General features: G+C 35.7%; 25 protein-coding genes and 3 pseudogenes. All 28 read right to left on the bottom strand.

The genetic code is table 11. From position 1 onward, the window contains the following. Positions 1-2: 2 nt before the first annotated feature. The 28 genes and pseudogenes from EZY12_22575 to EZY12_22440 all read right to left on the bottom strand — a co-directional run bounded on the left by EZY12_22575 (position 3) and on the right by EZY12_22440 (position 26,605). Positions 3-1,145 (bottom strand): glycosyltransferase, encoded by a 1,143-nt coding sequence (locus EZY12_22575; GenBank protein QSX70788.1) that lies wholly within the window; start codon positions 1,143-1,145, stop codon positions 3-5. 141 nt (positions 1,146-1,286) lie between these two features. Next, positions 1,287-2,117, bottom strand: a complete 831-nt coding sequence (locus tag EZY12_22570; protein ID QSX67454.1) for an FkbM family methyltransferase — start codon at positions 2,115-2,117, stop codon at positions 1,287-1,289. 191 nt (positions 2,118-2,308) lie between these two features. Further along, complete coding sequence (locus EZY12_22565; protein ID QSX67453.1) at positions 2,309-3,064, bottom strand: class I SAM-dependent methyltransferase; 756 nt, start codon at positions 3,062-3,064, stop codon at positions 2,309-2,311. Positions 3,065-3,099: 35 nt separating this feature from the next. Beyond that, a complete protein-coding gene (locus EZY12_22560) occupies positions 3,100-4,431 on the bottom strand; it encodes a glycosyltransferase (protein ID QSX67452.1) in 1,332 nt (443 codons plus the stop codon). A gap of 143 nt (positions 4,432-4,574) precedes the next feature. Continuing rightward, positions 4,575-5,558 carry a glycosyltransferase gene (locus EZY12_22555; protein ID QSX67451.1) on the bottom strand — a complete coding sequence of 328 codons (984 nt, stop codon included), beginning with the start codon at positions 5,556-5,558 and terminating at the stop codon, positions 4,575-4,577. After that, complete coding sequence (locus EZY12_22550) at positions 5,503-6,762, bottom strand: aminotransferase class I/II-fold pyridoxal phosphate-dependent enzyme (protein QSX67450.1); 1,260 nt, start codon at positions 6,760-6,762, stop codon at positions 5,503-5,505. The genes EZY12_22555 and EZY12_22550 overlap by 56 nt, the downstream gene beginning before the upstream one ends. 38 nt (positions 6,763-6,800) lie before the next feature. Further along, complete coding sequence (locus tag EZY12_22545; protein ID QSX67449.1) at positions 6,801-7,751, bottom strand: aldo/keto reductase; 951 nt, start codon at positions 7,749-7,751, stop codon at positions 6,801-6,803. Further along, complete coding sequence (locus EZY12_22540) at positions 7,732-8,550, bottom strand: TauD/TfdA family dioxygenase (protein ID QSX67448.1); 819 nt, start codon at positions 8,548-8,550, stop codon at positions 7,732-7,734. The genes EZY12_22545 and EZY12_22540 overlap by 20 nt, the downstream gene beginning before the upstream one ends. Positions 8,551-8,556: 6 nt before the next feature. Further along, positions 8,557-9,300 (bottom strand): acetyltransferase, encoded by a 744-nt coding sequence (locus tag EZY12_22535; protein ID QSX67447.1) that lies wholly within the window; start codon positions 9,298-9,300, stop codon positions 8,557-8,559. Between the two features lies 1 nt (position 9,301). Beyond that, a complete protein-coding gene (locus tag EZY12_22530; protein QSX67446.1) occupies positions 9,302-10,255 on the bottom strand; it encodes a glycosyltransferase family 2 protein in 954 nt (317 codons plus the stop codon). A gap of 19 nt (positions 10,256-10,274) precedes the next feature. Then, positions 10,275-11,123, bottom strand: a complete 849-nt coding sequence (locus EZY12_22525; GenBank protein QSX67445.1) for an FkbM family methyltransferase — start codon at positions 11,121-11,123, stop codon at positions 10,275-10,277. Between the two features lie 93 nt (positions 11,124-11,216). Beyond that, positions 11,217-12,239, bottom strand: a complete 1,023-nt coding sequence (locus EZY12_22520; protein ID QSX67444.1) for a glycosyltransferase — start codon at positions 12,237-12,239, stop codon at positions 11,217-11,219. 2 nt (positions 12,240-12,241) lie between these two features. Continuing rightward, entirely contained in the window at positions 12,242-12,919 is a 678-nt protein-coding gene (locus EZY12_22515; protein QSX67443.1) for a methyltransferase domain-containing protein, read from the bottom strand. Beyond that, positions 12,891-14,201 carry an ABC transporter ATP-binding protein gene (locus tag EZY12_22510; protein QSX67442.1) on the bottom strand — a complete coding sequence of 437 codons (1,311 nt, stop codon included), beginning with the start codon at positions 14,199-14,201 and terminating at the stop codon, positions 12,891-12,893. Before EZY12_22510 ends, EZY12_22515 begins: the two co-directional genes overlap by 29 nt. A gap of 163 nt (positions 14,202-14,364) precedes the next feature. Continuing rightward, positions 14,365-14,976 (bottom strand): retropepsin-like domain-containing protein, encoded by a 612-nt coding sequence (locus EZY12_22505; GenBank protein QSX67441.1) that lies wholly within the window; start codon positions 14,974-14,976, stop codon positions 14,365-14,367. 347 nt (positions 14,977-15,323) lie between these two features. After that, positions 15,324-15,788 carry a DUF29 domain-containing protein gene (locus tag EZY12_22500; protein ID QSX67440.1) on the bottom strand — a complete coding sequence of 155 codons (465 nt, stop codon included), beginning with the start codon at positions 15,786-15,788 and terminating at the stop codon, positions 15,324-15,326. Positions 15,789-15,831: 43 nt separating this feature from the next. Further along, positions 15,832-16,734 carry a Uma2 family endonuclease gene (locus EZY12_22495; protein ID QSX67439.1) on the bottom strand — a complete coding sequence of 301 codons (903 nt, stop codon included), beginning with the start codon at positions 16,732-16,734 and terminating at the stop codon, positions 15,832-15,834. Positions 16,735-16,736: 2 nt separating this feature from the next. Then, positions 16,737-17,802: pseudogene (locus EZY12_22490) on the bottom strand (NAD-dependent epimerase/dehydratase family protein). A gap of 155 nt (positions 17,803-17,957) precedes the next feature. Next, a complete protein-coding gene (locus EZY12_22485) occupies positions 17,958-18,380 on the bottom strand; it encodes a DUF29 family protein (GenBank protein ID QSX67438.1) in 423 nt (140 codons plus the stop codon). A 597-nt stretch (positions 18,381-18,977) separates the two neighbouring features. After that, on the bottom strand, positions 18,978-19,835 hold the full coding sequence (locus EZY12_22480) for a DUF2887 domain-containing protein (protein ID QSX67437.1): 858 nt from the start codon (positions 19,833-19,835) through the stop codon (positions 18,978-18,980). A 469-nt stretch (positions 19,836-20,304) separates the two neighbouring features. Further along, positions 20,305-20,655: pseudogene (locus EZY12_22475) on the bottom strand (DUF4351 domain-containing protein). A 328-nt stretch (positions 20,656-20,983) separates the two neighbouring features. Beyond that, positions 20,984-21,583 (bottom strand): hypothetical protein, encoded by a 600-nt coding sequence (locus EZY12_22470; GenBank protein QSX67436.1) that lies wholly within the window; start codon positions 21,581-21,583, stop codon positions 20,984-20,986. A 1,444-nt stretch (positions 21,584-23,027) separates the two neighbouring features. After that, on the bottom strand, positions 23,028-23,363 hold the full coding sequence (locus tag EZY12_22465; GenBank protein QSX67435.1) for a type II toxin-antitoxin system PemK/MazF family toxin: 336 nt from the start codon (positions 23,361-23,363) through the stop codon (positions 23,028-23,030). After that, a complete protein-coding gene (locus EZY12_22460; protein ID QSX67434.1) occupies positions 23,357-23,596 on the bottom strand; it encodes an AbrB/MazE/SpoVT family DNA-binding domain-containing protein in 240 nt (79 codons plus the stop codon). Before EZY12_22460 ends, EZY12_22465 begins: the two co-directional genes overlap by 7 nt. Positions 23,597-24,095: 499 nt before the next feature. After that, positions 24,096-24,326, bottom strand: a complete 231-nt coding sequence (locus EZY12_22455; protein ID QSX67433.1) for a type II toxin-antitoxin system HicA family toxin — start codon at positions 24,324-24,326, stop codon at positions 24,096-24,098. 7 nt (positions 24,327-24,333) lie between these two features. Next, on the bottom strand, positions 24,334-24,606 hold the full coding sequence (locus EZY12_22450) for a hypothetical protein (protein ID QSX67432.1): 273 nt from the start codon (positions 24,604-24,606) through the stop codon (positions 24,334-24,336). 554 nt (positions 24,607-25,160) lie between these two features. After that, positions 25,161-25,667 (bottom strand): annotated as a pseudogene (locus tag EZY12_22445) (DUF4351 domain-containing protein). Positions 25,668-25,768: 101 nt separating this feature from the next. Next, positions 25,769-26,605, bottom strand: coding sequence for an ABC transporter permease (locus tag EZY12_22440; protein ID QSX67431.1), 837 nt, complete (start codon positions 26,603-26,605; stop codon positions 25,769-25,771). Positions 26,606-26,622 lie beyond the last annotated feature (17 nt).

The following is a 26,622-nucleotide window of genomic DNA, read 5'->3' as shown; positions in this document are numbered from 1 at the left end:
AATTAAAGTTGATTTTTAACCACTTCAAATTGAATTTCATAATTCCACTCATTTAAAATCCTTTGTCTACCTTTTTCCCCCATGGCCTTCATTTCTAGAGGATGTTCCAAATACCACCGTAACACATCAGCAATACTATTAGCATCTTCAGGATTACAGGCTAATCCGTAACCGGGTTCAACATACATTTGTTTCCAGTCGGGTAAATCTGAGACTACTAAAGGTAAACCACAAGATAGGTAATCGAAAGGTTTATTGGAAGCACCTGTCATGGAAATTAAATTAACATCTTGGCTGGTAACTGGCATAAAAGCAAGACCTATATCACTTTGTTGACACCATTTCAATAACTGTTTTCTGGGCATTGGGTCAATTACCTCTAACCTATCACTTATACTCAATTCACTAGCAACTTCTCGGAGTTTATTTATATATCCTTTATGTCCTACTGTTTCATAACCGATTACTCTTAACTTGACTATTTCGGGTAGAGTAGAAAGTGCATTTATCACTGTTAGAGGCAACCTATCTGGTACAACTGAGCCATGATAAAGTACCCAAATATTATCATTTTCTTGATAATGTGAGCGTTGACAAACTATTTCTTCTTGAGCAGGACAATTCCAAACACAAATGGAATGTTGATTATTATTAACTTCTTTGTCAAACAAATCTGCTCTTTGCTGATTAGGTAAAATGCAGAATTTAGCTCGACGTGCTAATTTTTCTCTTGCTTGTAAACACCAACTAATAAATAAACTGTCAGCCTTTGTGCTTGGTGAATCATGTTCGTGATAAATAATTTTTATCTGGGGGAAAAAAGTCAATATTAAAGCCATCGGGCAAACTAAGAAATCTGAAGCATATACCCATTGAGGTCGCCAACGTAACACCGATATCAACACCCAAAGACAATATCGAATGTAATGTAACTTTTGCCGCCAGCCTGGGTGACAAAAAGGTATTTGATAGACGGTAATATGAGGATGAGGTGGAAACCTTAAAGCGTCTGCTCCTGATGCTCCCGTACCTAAAAACAGCACATCCCAATAGGCTTGAGCTAAAATTCGAGAACTATGTTCTAAAGGGGGATAACCTGCGGGGTTTGTGTATTGGATATATAAGATGCGATTTTTTGATTTAATCATTATTATAGGAATAATATTTGATTTTTCGAGAGTTTCAGATCCCCGACTTCTGAGAGAAGTCGGGGATCTGATTTTTTTATTTTATTTATAGAGTGAAGGCTAAAGAATTTCCCCAACGACCAATTTGAGATTTCATAATTAGCGATCGCTTTTATTATTGAATTGTTTTGAGGCAATTATTTCCCCCCACCAAGTGATTTGTTTTGCAGGTGTACCATCTAAAGTAAAGACATCATAATGACAGTCTCCTAAAAAATCCAACAGTGAATCCCAAGATGTTCCTACCTTTGACCATGCAAAAGGATGAACTTCTATATAGATACGTCGAGGACTACGCTCATGATCATGGAGTAAATTAGTTGCCCCTTTTAATACCTTTTCTTCATAACCTTCGACATCAATTTTTAAAATATCCAATTTTTCGTTTTTAAAATAGTTGTCTAAGGAGACACAATTAACAGCTATAGTTTTTGAGGAACTGGATTCCTGAATAGAAGATTGACTATCACGTCCTGATTCAAAATAAACTATAGACTCTTTTTCCCCTACAGCTAGGTTAATAGGCTCGACCAGTAGATCAACTTGATTGAGCCTAATATGTTGTTTAAGATCTTGGAAGTTTAATGGATCTGGTTCAAAAGCAATAATTTTTCCTTCTGATTCTAATCGTTTAGCTATAGCGATCGCATATAACCCTATATAAGCCCCAACATCTACAACACAATCTCCTGCTTTAATATTATTCATGATGTCATGCCAAACATCCGGTTCATAGGTTTCTGCTACTCCTCTGAATTTAGGTAAAACTGAGATTTTATCAGTGCCATTAATTCTTCGTTCCCGTCCATTTTTTCCATATTGGTCAATGAATCTATTATATAGAGGGCGAACAAAATTCCATAAGCCATCATAGTTTTTTAAAACTTGGCTATGTCTCAAGTTGGTGGTTAATTTCTCTACTAAACGCATAATTTTATCGTCTTTTAATTAACAAGAGTGTTTTAATTTTTGGAGATTAATTTTTAATACTTATCGTTAGATAAGTTATTGAAAAGTTTTTAAGCATCCCAGTTACAGTTAACTCACCTAAAGATTTTACTTCCGTTTCTCCTCCTGGCAAATGATATGTAGATTAAAATAGGCTATCTGTTTTCAAGTTTTTAAACTTTCGCTAAAGTTTTTCTAGCAAAAACTATTATATCTGCTCCAAGTAGAGATGTTGAAAACGAGCGAAGTTTATTTAAACTACCTGAACATAAAGTCCTTTGTACTACTAATCCATGCTGATTCAGTAAATTATTGAGTGATTGTAAAGTAAAATAGTGTAGATGCTGTCCATCCCATTCTGTTTTATTATCTTTTTTTTCTACATTGGAAGTACAGGGCAGGTTACCCAGTAACAGATCAAATCTGTTCTTAATATAACCAATGTTTGGCACTTGTATCACTGCAATTCCATCTGGTGCTAAAACTCGACTAACTTCTTTAACTGCATGATGTACATCAAATACGTGTTCTAATACCATCATCATTGTTACTAAATCAAAACTTGAGTCATTAAATGGCAAATTAGACTCATCTAGATTCAGTTTTGAAAAATGAATATTATTAAATTGCTTTGAAACAGTTGGCCAAGCGATAGAAAAATCTACAATATCTACTCCATAAGAATTTACACTGGCTTTACTAATGGGAATAATAAAATCGCCAGCACTACAACCAACATCAAGAGTAGATTTAAAGGGGGCAAAAGCAGAAATAATGGCTAAAACAGTTTCTTGAGCATTAGAATTAATACAAAATTCAGATATTTCTTTACTTGATAGTAGTGGGTTAGGTTGCCATGTCTTCCATGCTTCTCCCTCAGAAATACTATAATGTTCATCGTAATATTTTTGTTGATTGGATTGTTGCATAATGTTATTGTCTTTTTGTTTACAAGAGTTTTAAATTAGTTGTATGAGCAAATAAAATTTTGGTAAATTAACCTTATTTTCTCAGCTACTACCTTCATCATTTGCGGGGGACTAATTCCCTTTTTTAGCTGTTCTAAGTTATCCCTATGCTCACAAAGCTGTTCTAATTCATTAGCCCAGGCGTTAATAGAACTAGCTTCGACAAGTATACCATTAACATGATGCTTAACTAATTCAGCAATTCCTCCTAAGTTTGACCCGATAACAGGAATACCTGCCGCGAAAGCCTCTAAAATCACCATTGGTCCGGTTTCTAAGCATTGGGAAGGAACAGCGAGTAGGTCATATTCTTTCATGGTTTGGACTACTTGTGCAGCAGATACGGGAGGTTTAAAATTAATTCTCGGATCACTTTGAACTAAATTTTCAATTTGCTTTTCATAAGAGTTAGTTGAGCTAGATTGAGAAATTCCGTAAATGTCTAAAGTAGCATGAATTTGGGGCTTAGATAGAAGGGCTTGAATGAGAATTTCAACTCCTTTATTTGGGTCAAGACGACCGAAATATACTAACCGTAAAGGTTGATTATTTGTATTATTAGAAGATTGAACAAAGTTTTCGGAAATCTCTTGACATAAGCCTTGACGAATGACTGTAATTTTTTCATCAGGGACTTGATTAATAATCAGAATATCTTTGACCCAATTACATACTGCTATAATATGGTCAACTTCTCCCATGAGGGATTGAAAAGCTTGAGAACGGCAATTAACTAATTCCCGCATTTGTAATGCTGTCCAAATCCCACCACTTAGATTGAATTTAGATAGTGTTTCTCCAATTATAGGTGGTAAATGGGTAATAATTTGGGCGATATTTTGACTAATTCTTAGTCCTTGTAGTGTGCAAGCAGTACATTTATTTAACTCTATTTCTCCATTACAAACTTGATTTCCCCACTGTAATAATGTTCCTCGTTGACAGCTAACGGTGGGAGTGTGATAGGTGAAAATTACGGGAATTCCCCTTGATTTAGCTAGTCTAACTATGCGTAAAGACACACCACGAGTGAAGGCATGGAGATGAATCAAATCAGGTTTTTCTTCGTCGATAATTTTACCAAATTCAATAGCACCGAGTTGATCTCCTTCTCCATAGATTTCTTTTAAGTGTTTGACTTGTGAGGAGATAGCAAAGCGTCTAATTTGGATTTGGTTGTAGATGTAGGATTGGTTTTTTGCGGCTGGTGCGGCTATGATATTAGTGATATTTTGTTTTGCTAGTTCTCTTGCTAATGCTTCTACATAAATTTCTGTTCCACCCATAGGATCTGGATCAAAGCAGAAGGGAAGGTGGATGATTTTCATATTAAATAGATTTATTTTCCGTGCTGAGATTTTTTTGTATGCAAGAAAGTTAAGGCATTGAATTTTTCTTGATATGTATTTAATACTTCAATTATTAGTATTAGCTTTTTGAGAAAAAATTCTTTCAACCTACACGAGTCTAGCTATCGCTGCACTTTTAATACCTGTTTGGTAACAATTTTTATTTGTTCATATACTTTTTGACCTACCAGAGTCCCAAATAAATGAATTAAAATATCTGAATGTAAACAAAAATGGGGTTGATACTGAATTGCTTGTAAATAACAGCGACGTGCATCGTCTAGCATTTCAGCACCAAAGTATTGATTAGCTAATGTGAGATAATTAATCCCATAAACTCTTGACTTAGCTTTGCTTTTTTCATCTTGACGTTCAGTTTCGCTAAACACTTGTTTTAGCACTTGAAAGATAATTGATTCCCCAGTTTTATCAAGAATAATAGATCGGTGATGGTTTTGAGGATGAACACGATAATCAGCTAATACTTGATCGCAATAATAAAAATCCCACTTCTTAGCAATACTAGTTGAAAGATACCAATCACAAAAATCAAATCCACGGGGTACAGGTAAACCTTCTAACCATGCTTCTTTTCTAGCAATTGTAGTTGGTGCTGGTAAATAATTTTTTTCTAATAAAGGAATCAGTTCATTTCCCTTTGCTGGTAGATTGTGACGCAGCACATTTCCGGCTGGGGCAGTAATTTTTCCTTGAGGATCAATCATGGCTATATCACCATATACTAATCCGACTTCAGGATACTTTTGCAAAATGGGAACAACAGTTAATAAAAAATCGGGTCGGTAGCGATCATCTGAGTCTATTCTGGTCACAAATTGACCTCTGGCTTCTTGGAAACCCCGATTAACAGTTGCAAAAGCTCCTTGATTACTGGTATGTCGAATATATCGAAGTCGCTGATCAGAATAAGAACGAATTACTTGTTCCGTGGCATCTGTGGAGGCATCATCAACAACGACAACCTCAAAATCATAATTTCCCTTTTGTGCAAAAATACTATCTAGACATTCGGCAATATATTTTTCAGTGTTATATGCTGTTACGGTGAAGCTGACTAAGGGCGTTGATGAAAAATGAGTTGACATGACCACTTTGTTCTAGTTTAGAGATAATATCTTGACTGTTTATTAAGATAAACTTGATCAATTGACAAATGGATTCTATCATTACTGGGTTTATTGTTTGACCAGTAGGTAATAGGAAAACTCGGTCAGCAACTTTCTCCGTGTGTGGTAATAGCAAACCAGCATGAGGAAAATAAGAGCGATAAGGTTCCATTCGGTGACAACCGGGATGAAAATAACGCCTAGCCAAAATATTTTCTGCCCACAATATTTCGATAAATTTATCCCGACTAAGTTCTGTAAGGTCAGTATTTAACTCACAAACAATGTATTGATAATTAAATTTTTCAGATTCATCGTAAGCTAGAAACCGGACAGCAGGAATTTCTGCTAATTTCTGTTTATAAACATGGTAATTTCTTTGATTGATTTCAATGGTCTGTGCCATATTTTTGAGGGAAGTTAATCCCATCGCTGCACTGACTTCATTCATTTTGCCATTGGTACCAATATAGACAACATTTTCATAGCCGGAAAAGCCAAAGTTTTTCATCAATCGAACTTTAGCTGCTAATTCGTCATCATTGGTAACAATTGCTCCTCCTTCTAGGGTATTAAAAAATTTCGTTGCATGAAAACTAAAAACTTCTGCATTTCCAAATCCACCGATCATTTGACCGTGATAAGAACAACCGAAAGCATGAGAAGCATCAAATAAAAGCTTTAAGTTATGACGATTGGCAATTTCTGTCAGTGCTTCAACATTACAAGGTTGTCCCCAAAGATGAACGGCTAAAATACCTGTTGTTCGGGGTGTAATTAGAGCTTCAATTCGATCTGGATCGATTAGATGAGTTACTGGGTCAATATCACAGAACACAGGTGTAATTTCCTGCCACTGTAAAGCATGGGGCGTAGCTATAAATGTGAAGGAAGGGACAATTACCTCTCCACTCAGTCCAGAAGCTCTAATGGCAATCTCTAAGGCAACAGTGCCATTACAAGCAGCGATACAGTGTTTGACTCCTAAGAGTTGAGCTAGTTCTTGTTCTAATTGCTGGACGAAAGGACCATTATTAGATAGCCAACGATTATCTAAAATTGTATTGACGTGTTTGAGAAATAGTTCGCGATCGCCAATATTAGGACGACCAACGTGTAATTTTTCAGCAAAAGTGGGATCGGCACCAAAGATTGCTAAATCTTCTAATTTGGTTTTTAACACTGATTAATAATCTCCAGAGTCAGAATTTTATTCTCTAACTAAAATTGCCAATGTACGGGAACATCAGGAACGGACTCCTGAATTTTTTCGATGATCACCGGATCTAATGCGCCCAGTTTCACGGCTTGTAAATTAGCTGTAACTTGACTAGGGCTTCTCATACCCGGAATAACCACCCCAACTTGAGGATGATGCAAAACATATCTTAGTGCTGAAACAGTTATTCCACCAGGTAATTCATCCAAAAAATCTAATTTTCTTGAACTATTTAACAACCATTGTTGATCGCGTTCAGGTAAATACTTACGCCAATCATTATCAGCAAAATTTGGTTCTTGATGAAGATATTTATGACTTAGAAATCCTGATGCCAAAGGAACTCTAGCGATAAATTGATATGCAGGATTTAGGTGGTTAAATAAAAACTGCTCGGCTCGGCGATCTAAAATATTAAAAATCGCTTCAATTACATTACCAAAGGAATATTCTACAACTTTTAAAGCCCCCTTTACAGTTTTGGAGCTAACGCCATATTGCTTAATATATCCTTTCTGAATTAATCCTGTGAGTGTAGATACATCATAACTATTCCAGTCGAAATCATCAGGGGGGCTGTGGAATAGCAAAATATCAATACAATCTACCTTTAAGCGTTTTAAACTATTAGTAACAGCTTGCTCTAACCATTGGGGTGAAAAATCTTGATAACTACAACCTTGATGATCTTGGCGATTTCCAAATTTTGTACAGATTTGCAATTTGTCTTTGGGATAATGCTCAATAGCTTTCCCTAAAATTTCTTCTGCTCGTCCCCATCCATAGGCATCCGCAGTGTCAAAGAATTGTATTCCTGCATCTATAGCTAGTCCAACCGATTGAATAGCGGTGGCTTCTTCAATATCTCCCCAACCTTTATGCTGACCATTAACTATGTTTTCACCACCAAATTGCCAAGTGCCAAATCCTAGTTTATGTGTTAATGATTTCATCTTGGCTAATGTTTTCTAAATGAAAATTTTTCGGCTTGCGAGAGTGGAGAATAACTGACCCTTTGATAAGTGTTCTTTCACCTTTTTCAGTAGTAAAAAAGGCCGTTCTGCCATGCAAAAGTCTTTCATCATGAAAAAATACTGCATCTCCCGGACTTAAAAGCAAATTCGTGGTGATTTGACTATTGTGAATTCGAGTTTCCAGAAAGTTTTGAAACTTTTCTACTAATTCCTTAGCTTCAGGAGCATTTTTAGGTTCTAATCGGTGGTAATTATAGTTTAATCGGTATCCTAATTCATCCTCAGTAAGAATTGGTTTTGTTTTCCAATTTTCATGCCTAGAAAAACAAACAGGAATAGTTTTTAAATCTTCTAACAATCCATATTCTTGATCAATTTCTAAAGCTTTAACCAATGAATTGCTATCCAGAAAAATAGTTGCTCCACCTAGTTTCGCTTGAGAAAGACAATAAAAGTAATTGACAGCATCATGATGATTGAGGTAGGAATTATCAGTATGTAAAGGCTGTCGGGTATTACTGGACCGATATTTATTAGGTTGTCCTGGATCATAGCTAATATCAATCCAGCGATTACCAGTTTTTTTACCAGTTTCCTTATCTTCATCCATATCAATTACCCATCCTAAGTAATTACTCAGATCAGTATAAAATTCATGGGTAGATAATTGAAGATTGAGTCCAATTAAATGAACAAGTTTATAATCCTCTAAGGCTGCTTGAATTGCTTTTTTGGTTGATTCGGGTGTTGTATACTCGATTTTTTTGTAAACATTCATGGCCAATCAATATTGTACAGATGAATCAATATTTCTAATCACTTTTGCCGGAACACCGTAGGCAACTACGCCAGGAGGTATATCCCGCACTACAACTGCTCCAGCACCAATAATGGAATTTGCCCCGATGGTAATGCGATCGCTTACCGTTGCGCCAATTCCTATCCATGCACCTTGTTTGATAGTTGTTCTACCACCAATATGAACCCCAGGTCCAATATGGACACCATCTTCAATCACACATTCATGATCAACACTAGAACTAGTATTAATTATGACATTTTTACCAACTTTTGCTCCGGCACAAATAACTGCTCCGGCACAAATAACTGTACCTGCTCCAATAGCTATGTCACAAGCTATAATTGCTTGAGGATGGACGGTTGTGGCTAAACGAAAGCCATTTTGCTCAACTAAGTTTGATAATTCTAGTCTGGCTTGACAGTTGCCAATAGCAATCAGTGAGTATTGAACCCCATCATCATGAAGTTGATCAAATTTTTCTCTACCTCCTAAAATGAGTGAGCCACAAAAATTTTTACCATGTAAATGTAAGTTTACCTCATCTAGAAAACCGATGATTTTATATTGATTTATTAAGCGTATAATTTCGGATACTACCAGAGCATGACCCGAAGCACCCCATATTACTATTTGCATATAATTAAGGTTGCTGAAAAAGTTTTTTAGTGAGGAAATGGCAGCAAAAAAGCGAATACCAGTTAATGGACTAAGTATTACTTTTTTCATATTATGAATTGCCTCTTATAAACTTCCTCAAGTATTTTGGTAATATTTTACGATAGATTAAACTTGATATTTCAGCATAGTTTTGTCCAAGCCTACGGGCTATAATTCTGTAAATTTTACCTTGAAACAAGAAATAAGGTTGACCTAATTGATTGGCTAATATAAAAGCTTCTTTTGCTTCAGATTTTGCTCCCATTTTATATAAAACAGAACCAATTCTGGCACTAGCTTCAGCTAAGTCATTATGATATTCAGTTGATAACTCCTCTGATAATAAGGTGATGGATTTAATAGCCGAAGTGTAACATAGCTTGGTATTTTGACTATGACTATTTTCCCTAAGTCGTTGAATGATTAGAGGTTTATTAATAATTGCATAAGTTGCACCTGTAGCAGCAAGACGAACATGAAAATCAAAATCTTCCGACTGAGGTAATATATCTTTAGTCCGATACCCACCGCTACTTAGTGCAATATCCCGACGAAAAGTAGTTGAAGGGACTAAAATAGAACCCATTAAAGCAAATTTAATTAGATCACTAATTTCTGATAATCTATCCAATCCCATTACTTTTTCACAGACTAAACTTCCTTCTTTGTAGGAAGAAATTTCCGTCAACACCACATCTGCTTGTGTTTTGGCAATAGATTCTTTGACTTGCCGACACCAATCAGAATGAAATAAATCGTCTGCGTCTTGGAAATGAACATATTCACATTTAGTAGTTTTTAAAAGTTCGTTACGTCCAAAACCTGGTCCACCATTTTCCTCTCCCCTAATTACTCGAACAGGAAACCCAGGAGGGATATAATCTGTTGCGGGGAAAGATGAAGCATCGTCATAGATGATTATTTGATCAACAGGAACAGTTTGAGCAAAAATAGAATTTAGGCATTCAGTTAATAACTCTTTTTCGTTGTAGTAGGTAATCAAGACAGCAAGAGAACAAGCCATTATTAACCTTTTCTAAGAACTAAACAGCATTAAACTTAGCAACATGATTGCACCCATAATCACTCAGGAGAGATTGGGTAATGACAAAACCAAAGTTCCTTAAAATTTCAACTAGTTTTTGATTGATAATCACTCCATCTGCATCACAGATAGCTTCAAAAATAATTAAGCGTGGTGGTTGATACTGTAACAGGTTGAAAGCCCCTCTTAGGACCTGCTCTTCCCACCCTTCTACATCCATTTTAACAACTGTTGGAGCCGGAATATTGCCACAGTCAATCAGGTTATCTAAAGTATCAATCTCCACTTCAAAGGTGGCAACGGCATTACAGGCATTAAACCCACTTACTCCTGTGTTTGCAACGTGTGATCGATTGAAAGTCAGTCTGCCCTGCGATCGCCCTAAGCCTTTTTCAAGAAGTATGACCTTCTTAGAATCAAAACCATTTAGATTGAGATTCAACGTGAGAATTTCACAGTTCAGAGGATCAGGTTCACAAGCAATAACTTGTTTTACCTGATGAGCTAGTGCAAAACAGGTGAAGTAGCCTACATTGGCACCAATATCCAAGAAAATATCCTCTTCTGTTAACTCCTGAGCAAGCAGGATACTTAAATCAGATTCCCATAACCTTTCATATAAAATACTACGTTGGATCAAATCATTTTTATCAACAGCCATTAAAAAGCCATAAATGGTAGTTGCAATTATGCGACGCTCACCTAAAAGCATTTCCAAATATCTTAAAATTCGTAATTTGCTAGGATGATCAATCCAGCGATAATAGCGACACAGAAACTCACTGATCAGAGGATGGTAAGTTTTGATAGAAAGCTGATGATCACGCTTCTCAGATTGTAATAGCATATCCATTTTTTAAGTCACGACTTTTGGTAAATCTTTAATTAGGGCAAATAAATCGAGGCAAATTTGACGAATCTATAGTTTGTTTTATCTTTTTCATCTGTTCAATTCAGAGCGTTTTGAATACCTTATAGATTGCCAGAGCAATTTCTTAATTGCCCCAATAAACATACGGTTAATAATCAAATTAGGTGAGTTAAGCAGAAGTTTAATTAATTGTGATAAAGACTTTCTGTTGTTTTCTGATAAAATTTTTCCTATTGCTTGAGATACTTCAACTCTCTGAATTGTTTGTAGAACAAGACGATTTATATTTTTCGTTTGAAATTGGTTATTCCTAAGAAAAAATATTGCTTCATCAGTGAATTTTTGTGATAGAGTTGAGGTTTTAGACGAGTTGTGGTCACGAAAAGCAGCAATGGTAATATCTATTTCTCTAAAACTACCTGCAAATTGATCCTCAATTTGAAGATAGAGAATCCAATCCATAATACAATGATACTCTTCTAAAATCTTCATTTTATCCATGCGAATAAATGTAGAAGGTTGTGGAATAATTGGGTGATCAGTACGCTTAAAGAAGGAAGTTATATTTTTGGGTTTTCTTGGATGCCATACTTCTTTTATGCTTTTACCATCTTCTGAAACAATCTGGCAGGCAAATATGACTGCGTTAGTATATCCAGGAAATTCCGCTATGTGGGTTGCTAGTTGACTAAGTGCATCGGGTAATAAAAAATCATCACTATTTAGCCAGTTTATCCATTCTCCTGTAGCTTTTAGTAAGCCTTTATTAATTGCATGACTTTGTCCAGAATCCGGTTTACTCTCCCAGTAAGTGAGCCACTTTTCATATTTGGTAATAATTTCAACTGAATTATCTGTACTTCCCCCATCAATAATGATGTATTCAAGGTTTGGATAGCCCTGTAGCAACACTGAACGAATTGTTTCTTCAATGTATTGTCCCTGATTATAACTTGGTGTAATAATACTGATTCTAGGCCAGTTATACCCTTCGGTTTCTCTATCAAGAGACTGGGGTGTTTCTTCAGTCCAAGGAAATCCTTGTTTTCCTGCTGGCGGTTCTGGTAGTTCATTAACAGTGGGATAACGCATATTTACTTAACTGCTTCTAGATTAAGACTTACAGAGTAGTATTTCCCATTAATAAAAAGTTGACGATTCGACCAATCATCAAAATCACCTGGATTACAGAAAGATGGATGCCATTCTCTGACTTCATGGAAGCCAGCATTAATAAGTAATTGCTTGAGATTTCCACAGTTAAAAACTATCTTGTGAAAGTCAAATTTATTACTTTGTCCGCCCATAAGTGGGCTTAAAATTAGGCTAACATCTTTATTGTTTTCAAGATAAATATGAATTAGTTGATCAAAATCGGGTACGGAAAGCCTTAAAATCCCTCCTGGCTTCAACTTTTCAAACCATTCTGAAAGAATACTAGAAATCTGGATATGCGAAAAATGCTCTAAGCAGTGAGAGGCATAAATTAGATCAATGCTTTCATTTTTGAACGGAGATAAGTCATTAATTTCTCTTACATAATGAACGTGAGGGAAAGGCATTCCATCAACGTTAATAAAATCTGGATTATTAATCGAGCCACATCCTAGGTGTAGATAAATTTCTCCATTTTTATTCTTTGCCGATATTGGACGTAGAAATTGTCTTTTTATCTTTCCTAACGCAATTAAGATTTCCAGTTTAATTTGATGCCACTGCGGACGATAGTAATTGCGTAAGTTCTCAGGAAACATTTTTATTAGTTGTTGCATTTTCGGGAATTTTCCAGTAATGTTCTATAGCTAAGGTTGTCCTATCTTGATGAGGCGGAAATTTAGAACAATAAACATCATTATTGTTTATCTCTAGTGTAGCGATATTTTCTTCCCAGCAAAGCATCTCTGTCATAGGAATTGCTAGACCCACACTAAGTTTGTAGATACCAGAAGATAAGGGTAAACAAGGAATTGTACATTCTATAAATGATTCACCTTTAACAATCTGAAGTTCAATTCCACTCAGTGGTTGGGTTGAGTATTGAATCAATTTATGCCCAGAAAATGTTGCTATTTCCAATACAACAGAGCCATTAGAAATATATTTAGTGGCATAGTATTTGATTCTGATCCTTAAATAATCCCATGTTTTTACAAAAGCTTTAAGTTGAAAATTTTGATCTAGCAAAGAAACTTCTAAGATTTGAACAACGCCGATTTTTTCTTCGTATTCTCTTTGAAATAGAATTCCAGGTGTTAAGTAGTCACAACCCATTCTAGAGAATGTTAGGTAACGTTTGAGTGTTTCCTGCATAAAGCCACTGTAACTAATGTGCCCATTCTCAAGGTAAATGCCTCTATTACAAAGGCTTTCAACTGCTCCCATGTTATGGCTCACAAATAAAACCGTCCTCCCCTCCTTTTCCGCCACATCCTCCATTTTCCCCAAACACTTCTTCTGAAATGCAGCATCACCAACCGCTAAAACCTCATCTACAATCAAAATCTCCGGTTCTAAATGCGCCGCCACCGCAAACGCCAACCGCACATACATTCCCGAAGAATAACGCTTTACTGGCGTATCCAGAAACTTCTCCACCTCAGCAAAAGCTACAATTTCATCAAACTTCCGCTTAATTTCCTCCTTACCCATGCCCAGAATAGCACCATTGAGAAATATATTCTCTCTCCCTGTCAACTCTGGATGAAATCCTGTTCCCACCTCCAATAAACTGGCAACCCTGCCCTTAATTTTAATACTCCCTTTTGTCGGTTCAGTAATTCGGCTTAAAATCTTCAATAGTGTTGATTTACCCGCACCATTGCGCCCAATAATTCCAACTCTATCACCTTGTTTAACTTCAAAGGAAACATCCTTTAAAGCCCAAAATTCCTCAAAACCAGGATTTTCATTCTTAGCTTGAGGATTTATTAAATTACCTATAGATTTAACCTTATTAGTAATGACATCTCGCAATGCTGTGTAGCGTTCCTGCTTTTGATGGCCAATAATATATTTTTTGCCTAGATTTTCAACGCGAATAACTGTATCTGACATAAGTATTAATTTATCAATTTGAAAATTATTGATTTGACGGCTGATATATCTCAAGATTAGGCTAAATTTAGCATTTAATTATAGAAGTAGCCAAATTACCCACCCATAATATATTATTAGCTCACTTATAACACACCTATTTTATTTTATAAGTTACCAGTAGTTATCCCCTATATTTGAATAGGATTTTCTCCTCAGCTTGTTTAAATTCAATATCAAATAAATCAAACACAACTTCCCTACCCAATAAAACTTCTTGGCAATCCTCATTTTGTAACCAGGCAACAGGCGCAGAAAAGGTATAATTATCAATCTGCATTTCAACTTGTCGGAGTACATATTGTACACTCCCCCCTACTCCTTCTCCATTACTCAGAACTTCTCCTTGAGAGAGGGCATATCCTAAATCTGTGCCTAAATAAAATGTAATTAGGCTAATATCCGAACCAGAATCTACAAGCATTTCCAGGATTTTAGAATTTTGAAAAGTTAGACAGACTTCGTATTTTGGCTGCCAATCATGTTTTTTGACTGTTCTAAAACGCACTGGGAGAAACTTCACTGGCTCAACAAATTCGTTCTCGTAGATCCGCTCAGTGATGTAGTCAGAAGATTTTAAGTTCTGAAGGTCAATTTGCTGTGTCATGATTCTATAATCTTGGTGATGAGCTATTACACCATCCTTAGTGTAAATAATCCATTCTCCACGATATTGTTTTAATTTTTGGTAATTTGCTTTACGCCATTCTTTGGCACTATTGTATTTTTCGTTCATATTTAGCTGAGTTTATAAACATCATACAGCACTTTCCGGTGTTATGAGGTACATATCCAGCGGGCAAGATGCCCGCACTACAATAGTTTCATAGTTCAAGTTTGTACCTCATTAGAGCGAAATCTGCTGTAATACAGCACTTCCCGGTGTTATGAGGTACATATCTAGCGGGCAAGATGCCCGCACTACAAGAGTTTCATGATTCAACTTTGTACCTCATAAAAGCGGAAACCGCTGTAACTATTATGATGGAAACCATTCAGGATTGAGAATTTCTCTTAAAGAATAAGGACAAGTTTCAGGGAAAGATAATGGTGGATTTATCTGGTACATGATTGATTAGCTCACTACATAGCTTTTTCAAAATCATCTGTCGTGTTACATAAAAACTCATGATTTAATATTTCTTGTATATCATAGGGACAAATTTCTGAAAACGTACTTAATACTAAACCTGTTTCTGCCGATGCTTCTCTTCTCGCATTTCGATAAGATTTAGGTAAAATATCAGGAATATATTGTTTTAAGCTTGGTTTTTCATTGAGTAAATCTTGTAAATCATCTCTTTGGTTAGCAATAGTGGTAAACCAACTAATAGAACGTTTAGAAGATTGATATTGCCATATTAGTAAATGAGTTAATAAAATGATTAACCGATTTTTTAAATCATTTTTTTCACTAATACCCATAGCATCTAACTCTTCTGCTAAATTCTCCCAATCCAAAGCTGTGATATCTTGACTGGCTAAGGCTAATTTTTGTTGAGTTAACCAATCCATGAAATCTGTTTCGTAGAGAGGTGATTTAGACATAAAATTAGTAATAATGACTTTCAGGCTGGACAATTTTTCAACTCTATTGATCATTAGGTAAGCTAATACCTTTTTCCAATAACAATTGTCGTAATTTAGCTACTTCTAATTCAGCAGAATCTGCCCGTTGCTTTTCCTGTTCTGCACGTTGCTTTTCTTGTTCAGCCCGTTGTTTTTCTTGTTCAGCCCGTTTTTCTTCTTGTTCAGCCCGTTTTTCTTCTTGTTCAGCCCGTTGTTTCTCTTGTTCAGCCCGTTGTTTTTCTCGTTCTTCTCGAGTAGGCAACCAGTTATTATCTTTATCATACCAACGTAACCACTGTCTAGTTAAACCTTGATATTCTCCCTCCCATAATCCTAAACCCAATTCAGCTTCTTCTAGCCATACCCCTAATCCATTAATAGAGAGCGGTTGATAACGGTTCATTACTAAACCAAAACAGTGAAACTCATCAGTATAACGGTTATAGACAAAATAATAGGGGATTCTCAGAATTTGCTCATACACTGTCCATTTATTAGGAGGTTGATTGACTTCCCGTAAATTTCTATTTCTCCCTAAGTCTTCGTTTTCTGTTCCTGGAGATATTAATTCCACTACCACAAATGGATATGTTCCTTCATACCAAGTAACATAACTTAATCTTAGTTCTGTTTGTTCATAAAAACGGGATACTCCTAATACCGCAAACCAATCAGGGCGTTTATACCATTGTGTATGCTTGCTGTCATAGTATAAATTTAAGTCGCTACCTGTAAATACATTATCTTCTGGATAAGAAGGTGGACGAAAGGTACTACGCAATAATTCTGGTTGTAAAAGGTGAAATTCGTCTGGCAAACCTGGCTCCTCTGGATCTTCGCTAGGTAAATCATACATCGTTGGCAGTGTTTGTTGAGGAGGTAATGGCTCATAGCTGGGTTTGCTATACACATCACTTTGATACATTATTAATTAGCTCCTGTATTTAGTCGCTGTTGCCAAGATTCAACTATCTGCTTAATTGTCTCTTCTAAGGAAATTGTAATATCCCAGTGAGGATAATGCTCACGCATTTTTGTTAAATCGGAATAATAGCAAATATGATCACCAATGCGATTTTCTGATACGTAAGTATAAAGCATGGCTTTATTACTATATTTTTCAGTTAAATTAAATGCTTCTAGAATTGAGCAGCTATTTTGCTTACCTCCTCCAAGATTGTACACTTCTGCTATGCGAGGATTTTTAATAAAAGCTTCAATAAACCGCGCGACATCTAAGGAATGAATGTTATCTCTAACTTGCTTACCTTGATAACCAAAAATCTTATATTCTTTACCTTCTAAGTTGGATTTGACTAAATAACTTAAAAAGCCATGTAATTCCACTCCTGAGTGGTTTGGACCAGTTAAACATCCTCCGCGCAAACAACAAGTTGGTATATTAAAATAGCGTCCCATACTCTTGTACCATTACGTCTGCTGCAACTTTAGACGCGCCAAATAACGAATGTTTTGATTGATCGATACTAAAGGTTTCTGGAATACCATGTTCATAAATGGGGTCATCATAATCCCATCTGGTATCTAATTCTTTGAGTTTAATTGTGTTCGGGCGATCGCCATAAACTTTATTTGTGGACATATGCACAAAGGGCGATTCTGGGCAAAATCGCCTCACAGCTTCTAGCAAATTTAGAGTTCCTACTGCATTTGTATCAAAATCATCAAAAGGAATGGCTGCTGCCCGATCATGACTAGGTTGGGCTGCGGTATGCACGATAGCATCTGGCTGGATACTTTCAATTAAAGTTAGCACTCCTTGGCGATCGCGGATATCTAGTTCATGATGCACAAATCCTTTAATAGTGTTTTGTAATCGGTGTTGATTCCAACGTGTATCTCCTTGAGATCCGAAAAATACGGCTCTTTGATTATTATCAACACCATGAATCAGCCAACCTTGATTGGCAAAATAAATACAAACTTCAGAACCAATTAGCCCAGAAGAACCAGTTACAAGTAATTTTTTCATTGAAATTATTAATTAATTCAGAGAGTTTTTGATAACAAATTGTACTTTAGAGATGTTAGATTTTTATCCTTTTCCCATAATTCAAAACGACTAGCTTTATACATAATTTTTCTGTTTGTGGCTTAATTTTCTGCCTATTTTCTATCTGTATACTATTAATCACAAATCAAACTCAGTGCTTTACATTTAATTTCCTCTTCATCAATTTTTTGTTTAAGTTCATTATCTGCGTATATACCTTCAAAAGCTTCTAAAGCTGCTTTTTTAATAGCAGTATCAAAAGCATCAGTTAAAATTTCCTGTAATTCCTCTTTACTAGCGTAGAATCCACCAGATTTTTTACGTTTATTCACCTTCTTAATTTCTTTGCTGCTATTATAAATAGAAAACTCCCAAGAACGAGTGCTACGTTTTTCTGCTTCTTGTTTGATTAAGTGTAGCAATAATATCACTGCATAACTATAAATCTTAGCTAGTTTATCTTCCCTTGACATTTCTTCAAGTTGACTAACAATTTCTAAGGCTTGATCATATTCTTGGTTTTCAATTAGTTCGCGCAATAGTAATAGCTCTTCCATAAGACAACCATCTTACTTATTAATGTTTCAGGTTCTTCAGCATCTGACTCACCCTACATCATCCAAAATTGATAACTAGCAACTTGAATTAATTAGGTAAATTAATACTTTGTTGTGCTAATAATTGTCGCAAGTTTGCTAATTCTAATTCAGCATTATCTGCTCGTTGTTTTTCTCGCTCTTCTGGAGTAGGCAACCAGTTATTATCTTTATCAAACCATCTTAACCATTGTCTGGTTAATCCTTGGTATTCCCCCTCCCACCAACTGCAAGAGCATCAAATTCGGGGTTAGTTCTTGCTGCTCCCGCAGATCACTCAAATATAACTGAGTAATTATACCCAACACGGCTTAATTATCTGATTTTCCGGGTAGGGGTAAATAAATTTCATGCTGTTATTGATGAATCGTTTCTGGGCGCAGACCCTGCGCCCCTACTTTCTGAATTTTTCATGGACAGAATTTACTAGTACAGCTTGGCGTAAATAAAATGACTATTAAAAGCTCCGAAAATTTGATTTTTATTTATAGAGCGAAGGCTAAAGAATTTCCCCGACGACCAATTTGAGATTTCATCAATTAGCGATCGCTTTCAAGATCAACGGCGATTATCTTGTAACCAATTTTCCAAATCTGACATATTTTGAAAATCCAATAATCCCTCTCCTAATGATTCTAATTGAGAAATGGAGAGCGATCGCACTTTTTGCTCTTGAATAGCAGTTAAATTACCACAACGGCGTTTTAGCAAACGAATAGTTAGATTTGCTTCTCCTTGTTGCACACCTTGTTGTAAACCTTTTTTCTCACCAATTTCTAACACCTCTTGATAAAACCGGGTTTGAGTAATATCAGCCTCTTTGAGATTAAGCATTTTTTGAATCTCCTCTAGGGTTAGTTGTGTAAATTTGTTGACTAGTATGGACTCTACTAAATCTAATTTTAGCTGAAATTCTGCTTCTGTGGTGACACTGTTTAAAATTTTCCTAGCTGCTAATCCTGCTTGGTCTTTAGGCGTTACTATTAATCTTAGTAGAGATAAATTAGGACTTAAATCATCTTGATGTAATAAATCTTCTAGATATAACCTTTCTACTTGACTATTAAGTAAGTTTCTGTGTGGAAGTTCTGAACCTAATTCCAAACGTTTATTCAGTAAAATTAGTAATCCGCGCCAATTTCTGCTAATTTCATATTGGTCAATATAGCTAAATATTCCCCGAAAATAGCGACTATAAAATTTTGTATCTCGCTGCATTTGTGCTTCGAGAAATATTAGCGGTACATCAGAATTATTACTAATCGGTGTTAATAACCCATCTAACCTAGTTTCTTTTTCTTTGAGTACAGGTGCGCTATACTCAAATTCACAATCACTAGGAATACCAGGAATTAATTCTGCTATTAAATCTGGTTGATTTAAGAAAATTCTATAAAATAATTTATCTGTTTTCATTTATATAACTAATTTTCACAATATTTTTTAACTAAGCAGTTTCATAATTCCTTTAAATCTATACTAGAGGTTATTTTTTTACAAAATAGTAAAGAGCTAATTAGCTTTTATACTGCAAACGGTTCATAGTTTAACCAAATATGAAACCCCTCTGGTAAACCTCTCCATTATTAAATGTTATTCCTTTTCCCTCTCCTCTTAGGAGAGGGTTAGGGAGAGGCGTTGAACCTTATTCTTTATATGATAAAAAAGTCCAGCTTCTAGCCGTTTTGAGTATAATAGTTTCATTTAAACAAGCGAACTGCTTGCAGCAGCGCTTCGCTATCGCTTTCAAGATCAACAGTTCCAGATCCCCGACTTCTTAGAGAAGTCGGGGATCTGATGTTCTTATTTTATTTATAGAGTGAAGGTTAAAGAACTTCTCCAACGACCAATTTGAGATTTCATAAATTAGCGATCGCTTTCAATATCAACAGCGATTATCTTGTAACCAATTTTCCAAATCTGACATATTTTGAAAATCCAATAATCCCTCTCCTAATGATTCTAATTGAGAAATGGAGAGCGATCGCACTTTTTGCTCTTGAATAGCAGTTAAATTACCACAACGGCGTTTTAGCAAACGAATAGTTAGATTTGCTTCTCCTTGTTGTAAACCTTTTTTCTCACCAATTTCTAACACCTCTTGATAAAACCGGGTTTGAGTAATATCAGCCTCTTTGAGATTAAGCATTTTTTGAATCTCCTCTAGGGTTAGTTGTGTAAATTTGTTGACTAGTATGGACTCTACTAAATCTAATTTTAGCTGAAATTCTGCTTCTGTGCTGACACTGTTTAAAACTTATTCTTTGTATGAAAAAAACTCCAGCTTCTAGCCGTTTTGAGTATAATAGTTTCATTTAACCAAGCGAACTGCTTGCAGCAGCGCTTCGCTATCGCCTTCAAGATCAACAGTTCCAGATCCCCGACTTCTTAGAGAAGTCGGGGATCTGATGTTCTTATTTTATTTATAGAGTGAAGGTTAAAGAATTTCCCCGACGACTAATTTGAGATTTCATAATTAGCGATCGCTTTCAAGATCAACAAAGTATATCTTGATTGCCAAAGATATTTATACACAGGAGTATTAATGCGACCGAATTTACGAATTATTTTTGTGAGGACATTTGGATAAGTCGAGATAAAAGCTTAGAGGTTGGCATAAGAGAATACTCATTTAAGTCTACTGTTACAGTCGCTTCCTGTAATTTGAGAAATCTCCAAACAGTTCCAGTCGTTACGACTCCATAGACACTATTAATCATATTCTGATGCTGCTGGTTAAATTTACCTGCGGCAACCATTTCCGCAATACATTGTCCTAAACCACCTTTGAGATTTTCTTTTTTCGCCTCTACTACCATAGCTATTGGGGCAGTAACATATAGTTGTTCAGGTGACTTGCTCAAAATATAATCACAAACTCCGTTTAATCCTAGTGAGACATCCACATTAAATTCTTCACCTGAAAAAAATCCAATATTGGGCAATACCTCTTTAATCGCTAGTAAGACGGGACAGATAATTAATTCAGAACGTGCTTTTTCAGTATTAAGCGCGATCGCTAGTTGCAGATTTTTAGTTATAAATTCTTCTAGATAGGGACTGGGAAAAATATCTTCGACCGGGTGCAAAAATGAGTCACCCTCAATTAAAGTCAGTCCGAAATCCTGAACTACTTGAGAAATCGTAAATTGACTGTAGGGCATAGGCTAGAAAAAAATGTGCTGAATTTTAGCCAAAACTGTCGCCAAGAAAAAACCACTACGGGAAGAGAAAATTCTCAAATTCAAAGAACTTACCCAAGAACCAATTTGAGATCTCATAATTAGCGATCGCTTTCAATATAAACAAAGTATATCTCAATTGCCGCTATCCTAGAGTTTCAGATCCCCGACTTCTTAGAGAAGTCGGGGATCTGATTTTCTTATTTTATTTATAGAGTGAAGGCTAAAGAATTTCTCCACTGACTAATTTGAGATTTCATAATTAGATGTCTTGTAGAAAAAGTTCCAGATTTTGGTTAGATATTTTCTGTACTTTGGCCTCCTGATCAATATCTCAAAAGAGATCCTCAAAAGGTTGCATGAAGGGACTGAGATCAAAAAGACCATCAAAGCCCACTCACTGTTGAATACTATCCGGTTCTGTCACTTTCGGACAACAATAATCGAATCTATTTTTTGTAACTCTGATTTTATACAGGTTTGCGATCGCCGTTCTCTAATGGATGAATAATAGAATAACACAGAGTTGATTAGTAGTTCGTTAAGTTCAGGGATTCGGAGTCAAATGTCATCTTTATTATCAGTACATTTTGATTAACTCCTTTGAATAATTGATACCTGCTAAAGAGTTTCATTTAACCAAGCGATCGACCCATCAAGAGAATTGACACTCTCACCGTCTTTAGACACTGAGATTCTTTAATCAATGAGCCAACTTACAATTGCTGGATTACTCCAACAAAAACAGAGGTCGATTCTCCTAAAGCGTTAATGACCGTATCCCTACCGTACTCGATTTTTGTATTTCATTTTTCACCAAATTTAGCTTTCCTAAACTGCAATACTGTTAGGTATGACTACGCACTCAACCAAATTAGTTAAGTTTTTACGTTGTTTAGTTATACTTAAATTATGGAACTTTTGAAAGTATATCACACCTACTGTTACTAGTTAACGAGTTAGGCTAAATATTTTCGCCCGTGTCGCTTATATCTCAGCACGCTTTGTGACTGAGCTTTACGCTTACCGAGTAATCTTGTAAAATCTGGGAGACTTTCCCCTTGATAAGTTATGCTCAAAAACCTTAATTTCACACTAATATTTATCTTATCATAACGTTACAATCCCTAAGGACTAATTTGAGATTTCATCAATTAGCGATCGCCTGTACTGGTTGAACTAGAGGCTATAATCACATTATATATTCAGTTGCGATGCCTACTGCGAGGGAAGTGATCGCCTGACCTGTTGGTATAGTTCTATATACCGTTTTGCTTGTAGTTCTCAAGTGTATTCTTTAAGGGCGATCGCTCGCCAATTTATCTTCGCTCATTTTTCCCCCTGAATTGCTTATTTTATAATAAACAACGACTAATTTGAGATTTCATAAATTAGCGATCGCTTTCAAGATCAACAGTTTCAGATCCTAAAAAAGAATAGGATGAATGCGACCAAGCACTTCTGCTAATAACCACTCAGGGCAAATACAGATCAGTTTTGCCTTTCTTGAGCGATAATCCAATGAACGCAGCTGATCGCACATCACTACGCCTTTAATAGGTTGATCATCTGGAATCTCAACGTAGAAAGGATTTTTACGCTTAGTATTACTGATAGGACAAACAAAAATAAAACCTCGTTGCTGGTTAAACTCTGTATGACTTAACACTAGTGCGGGACGTTGCCCCATTTGCTCGTGACCTGATTGGGGATCAAAGTTTAGCCAGACAAGATCCCCATAACGGGGGACGTAATCTACCATTCTTCATTACCTGTTGGTTTACCCCAGTCAATCTCCGCTTCTGGCTCTAAATCTTGGCTAAGGAGTTGTGAGAGGGTGTATTTGGGAAATTTTTGAACTGGTCTTACCATGAGTTGCCCTTGCTCAATACGGCAGTCAACTTCATCATTGATTGATAAAGCCAATTCATCTGCAATATACTTGGGGATTCTCAAGGCTAAAGAATTTCCCCAACGACCAATTTGAGATTTCATAATTAGCGATCGCTTTCAATATAAACAAAGTATATCTCAATTGCCGCTATCCTAGAGTTTCAGATCCCCGACTTCTTAGAGAAGTCGGGGATCTGATTTTCTTATTTTATTTATAGAGTGAAGGCTAAAGAATTTCCCCAAGGACTTTTTGGGAGCGGAAGTATTCAGATCATGTCTTTCTATGTAATGGTACAGAATTAATTACACAATTGATTTTTCTGTTCCCTGTTCCCTCTCTCAACGAGTGAATTTAATTTTGTCCGACTACTTATGACTTTCTGTTTAGCATTTTGTCCTAATTTTTGACCTAAATCAGGTATAAACTATAATGTCTAATATTTTCAGTGAAATGCCAATACAATAAGGCTTTCAATGATTTTGAAACGGGTTCTCCATAAAAAGTACCAAAGAACCAAAAAACATAATTACTGGTAATTAATTGATTATATTGCCGATGTGCATTGGAAAACCATTTTTAGCTTAATTATGGCAAAATTCGTTATTGACTATCCATAAATTCTTCAACCGTTACATTAATTTCTCTAATAATTGCTCTGATTGTACCTTTACGAATTGTTTTGCCACGATGATGAGGAACAGGAATTACGATATTATCTAAATCTCTAACCCATAATTCGTGAGAACCTTTACCTTGTCTATAAAATCTAAAACCAAAAAGTCTTAGACGATTTATTACTTCTAAATAAGTTAATTCTCTTAACTTTGTCATCTAACAATTACAGTTTAATAGGAATAGTAAAAGCCCAACCTGTATTAGCTGAAAGTTCAATTGAGCCTAAATTTAAGTTCTCATTTTGTTCTTGCTTATACTCCATAATCATTTTTAAAACATCAATACAGTTAAATATAGCCTCTTGGGGTGTATCTCCCTCTGCAAAAGCTCCTTGAATACCCGGTATCATTGCTAAGTAACCATCATCATTACTTTCAATAACGACAGAAATGATTTGAGGTGTATTTTTTACTGGTAATTGATCAATAGATTGCATTTTTGCCTCCAAGTTCTATAGTCCCAATATCGTAATATAAATTAGCAAAGGCTTGAATAAAACTTAATCTTTTATATCTTTTCTGTACTTTGGCCTCCTGATCAATATCTCAAAAGAGATCCTCAAAAGGTTGCATGGAGGGACCAAGATCAAAAAGACCATCAAAGCCCACTCACTGTTGAATACTATCCGGTTCTGTCACTCTCGCACAACAATAATTGAATCTATTTTTTGTAACTCTGATTTTATACAGGTTTGCGATCGCCGTTCTCTAATGGATGAATAATAGAATAACACAGATTTAATTAGTAGTTCGTTAAGTTCAGAGATTCTGATTCAAATGTCATCTTTATTGTCAGTACATTTTGCTTAACTCCTCTGAATAATTGATACCTGCTAAAGAGTTTCATTTAACCATAATTTTAATATCTAATTATTTTATTTACTTGTTTTTTGACTGTTCTAAACCGCACTGGCAAAAACTTCGCTGGCTCAACAAATTCGTTCTCGTAGATCCGCTCAGTGATGTAGTCAGAAGATTTTAAGTTCTGATGATTTTGTTGCAACCAATTTTCTAGTTGATTTATTTCAGTGAGATCAAGTAACTCTGCTGCCAGTTCTTCTAGTTGAGTAATTGATAGTTGATTAATTTTGAGGCTAAAATCAGATGATAAACTCCCAAAACGACGGTCAATTAATTTCCATACTAACTTGAGACTTTCTTGCTGTAAACCTTGCTGTAAACCCTGTTTTTCTCCTGTTTCCAAACCTTCTTTTAAGATTTGTTGATACCAAGGAGATTCTCTTAATATGGTCATATCCCACCTCATTATTTGTTGAACTAAGGGTATATCTAGAACAAAACCCGCAAAAAATGATAATAATGGTTCTAAATCCGTTAAAGTTTCATTAGCTCGTAATTCAATTACTGCTTGTCTGACAATGTTTTCATTTCCTCCTCCTTTTAATATTGGCACAAAAGGTAATAAACTTGATAGGTTATGCTCAAAAACTAAGTTAACATCTACCTCCCACAGATTAATAACATGATAGTTTTGATAGGTTTAGAGCTTCCGTTTCGGGCGTTACTATCAATTTTAATAGCAGGCTGTTTTTGTCTGGCACCACAAGAAATTTTGGAATATTTTTTATTTGGAAGTCTCTAAATTACATCAGCAAAAGTCCGTTCCATCTTGCGAAAATACCAAATTCCACTCACTAATAGTAAAAATACTAACGCCATAGAAAGAAGAAATCCTGGTAAATATAACTGGGAATTTCCCCCTAAAATTGCCCACCGAAACCCATCTATTACTCCCACCATGGGATTTAATGAGTAGATAAATCGCCACTTTTCAGGAACAATACTACTACTAAATCCTACAGGTGAGATATATAAACCAAACTGCACAATAAATGGCACAATAAACCGAAAATCTCGATATTGGACATTCAAGGAAGCTAACCACAAACCTGCACCCATTGAAGCAGCAAAGGCAACAGCAATAAAAAATGGTAAAGTTAAAATCCGCCAACTGGGAACAAAGTTATACCATGCCATTAAGGCTAATAAAATAATGCCGGAAATCATAAAATCTACAAAGCTGACTACTACTGCACTTGTCGGTACTACCAACCGGGGAAAATAGACTTTTGATAATAAGTTGGCATTACTAATTAAACTATTACTACATTCAGAAAGGGAATTAGAAAAGAATTGCCAAGGTAACATGGCAGAAAATACCAGAATTGGATAGGGCGCACCCTCGGAGGGTAATTTTGCCAATTGTCCAAATACAACTGTAAATACCACCATGGTCAAGAAAGGACGAATTAGCGCCCAAACAATACCAATAGCTGTTTGTTTATACCGTACTAATATATCTCGCCAAGCTAGGAAGTAAAATAATTCTCTATATCGCCATAAATCTTGCCAATATTGTTTTTCCGTGCGTCCTGCTTCAATTATTAATTCTGGCTGAGAAATGGTTTCTTTCATAATTACTATTAATTAAT

Source organism: Dolichospermum sp. DET69 (assembly GCA_017355425.1).
Taxonomy (GTDB): Bacteria; Cyanobacteriota; Cyanobacteriia; order Cyanobacteriales; family Nostocaceae; genus Dolichospermum.
The sequence above is the reverse complement of the archived record's forward strand: the minus strand, read 5'-3'. Positions and strand labels throughout refer to the sequence as shown.

Bases quoted from the DNA above. Each gene is read 5' to 3' on its own strand.
- EZY12_22570 (QSX67454.1), bottom strand. From the start codon at position 2,117: ATGCGTTTAGTAGAGAAATTAACCACCAACTTGAGACATAGCCAAGTT.
- EZY12_22565 (QSX67453.1), bottom strand. From the start codon at position 3,064: ATGCAACAATCCAATCAACAAAAATATTACGATGAACATTATAGTATT.
- EZY12_22560 (QSX67452.1), bottom strand. From the start codon at position 4,431: ATGAAAATCATCCACCTTCCCTTCTGCTTTGATCCAGATCCTATGGGT.
- EZY12_22555 (QSX67451.1), bottom strand. From the start codon at position 5,558: ATGTCAACTCATTTTTCATCAACGCCCTTAGTCAGCTTCACCGTAACA.
- EZY12_22545 (QSX67449.1), bottom strand. From the start codon at position 7,751: ATGAAATCATTAACACATAAACTAGGATTTGGCACTTGGCAATTTGGT.
- EZY12_22540 (QSX67448.1), bottom strand. From the start codon at position 8,550: ATGAATGTTTACAAAAAAATCGAGTATACAACACCCGAATCAACCAAA.
- EZY12_22535 (QSX67447.1), bottom strand. From the start codon at position 9,300: ATGAAAAAAGTAATACTTAGTCCATTAACTGGTATTCGCTTTTTTGCT.
- EZY12_22530 (QSX67446.1), bottom strand. From the start codon at position 10,255: ATGGCTTGTTCTCTTGCTGTCTTGATTACCTACTACAACGAAAAAGAG.
- EZY12_22525 (QSX67445.1), bottom strand. From the start codon at position 11,123: ATGCTATTACAATCTGAGAAGCGTGATCATCAGCTTTCTATCAAAACT.
- EZY12_22520 (QSX67444.1), bottom strand. From the start codon at position 12,239: ATGCGTTATCCCACTGTTAATGAACTACCAGAACCGCCAGCAGGAAAA.
- EZY12_22515 (QSX67443.1), bottom strand. From the start codon at position 12,919: ATGCAACAACTAATAAAAATGTTTCCTGAGAACTTACGCAATTACTAT.
- EZY12_22510 (QSX67442.1), bottom strand. From the start codon at position 14,201: ATGTCAGATACAGTTATTCGCGTTGAAAATCTAGGCAAAAAATATATT.
- EZY12_22505 (QSX67441.1), bottom strand. From the start codon at position 14,976: ATGAACGAAAAATACAATAGTGCCAAAGAATGGCGTAAAGCAAATTAC.
- EZY12_22500 (QSX67440.1), bottom strand. From the start codon at position 15,788: ATGTCTAAATCACCTCTCTACGAAACAGATTTCATGGATTGGTTAACT.
- EZY12_22495 (QSX67439.1), bottom strand. From the start codon at position 16,734: ATGTATCAAAGTGATGTGTATAGCAAACCCAGCTATGAGCCATTACCT.
- EZY12_22485 (QSX67438.1), bottom strand. From the start codon at position 18,380: ATGGAAGAGCTATTACTATTGCGCGAACTAATTGAAAACCAAGAATAT.
- EZY12_22480 (QSX67437.1), bottom strand. From the start codon at position 19,835: ATGAAAACAGATAAATTATTTTATAGAATTTTCTTAAATCAACCAGAT.
- EZY12_22470 (QSX67436.1), bottom strand. From the start codon at position 21,583: ATGCCCTACAGTCAATTTACGATTTCTCAAGTAGTTCAGGATTTCGGA.
- EZY12_22465 (QSX67435.1), bottom strand. From the start codon at position 23,363: ATGGTAGATTACGTCCCCCGTTATGGGGATCTTGTCTGGCTAAACTTT.
- EZY12_22460 (QSX67434.1), bottom strand. From the start codon at position 23,596: ATGAAATCTCAAATTGGTCGTTGGGGAAATTCTTTAGCCTTGAGAATC.
- EZY12_22455 (QSX67433.1), bottom strand. From the start codon at position 24,326: ATGACAAAGTTAAGAGAATTAACTTATTTAGAAGTAATAAATCGTCTA.
- EZY12_22450 (QSX67432.1), bottom strand. From the start codon at position 24,606: ATGCAATCTATTGATCAATTACCAGTAAAAAATACACCTCAAATCATT.
- EZY12_22440 (QSX67431.1), bottom strand. From the start codon at position 26,605: ATGAAAGAAACCATTTCTCAGCCAGAATTAATAATTGAAGCAGGACGC.